This window comes from Blautia sp. AM23-13AC (genome assembly GCF_003435675.1).
GTDB classification, from domain to species: domain Bacteria; phylum Bacillota; class Clostridia; order Lachnospirales; family Lachnospiraceae; genus Fusicatenibacter; species Fusicatenibacter saccharivorans.
Window position 1 is genome coordinate 1 of the sequence record NZ_QTUL01000026.1, and the last position, 335, is coordinate 335.

At 54.6% G+C, this 335-nt stretch carries 1 pseudogene; it reads right to left on the bottom strand.

The window, feature by feature from the left end:
• Positions 1-335: pseudogene (locus DW642_RS16375) on the bottom strand (AAA family ATPase); the annotation flags it as partial.

A 335-nucleotide genomic window follows, 5' to 3' on the forward strand; every position in this document is an offset into this window, starting at 1 on the left:
ATACGGCTCTTTGCCGTTCTCATGGTGCGTGAGGAAATCCCACGCTCATTGACTGCCTTTTCCAACTCTGCACTCGGCATACGCTTTCCGTCCGCAAGCAATTCCAGAATGAGCATTTGCGCCTGTGCGGTCTTGCTCTCGGTCTTTGCGGTGTCTGTCCCGGCAAGAAGCTCGTCAGCGGTAATGTCATAAGCCCCTATCCACTCAAAGCCTTTCTCGTCTCCCAGAGAAAAGGCAAGGGACTGTCCGGGCGGCGCAAGGGAGCTTTTCTCATGGATAAGTACCCTTGTTGTGGGGCTGTCCTTCAGCTTGCCGATAAAGAGCAGACTGCGGAC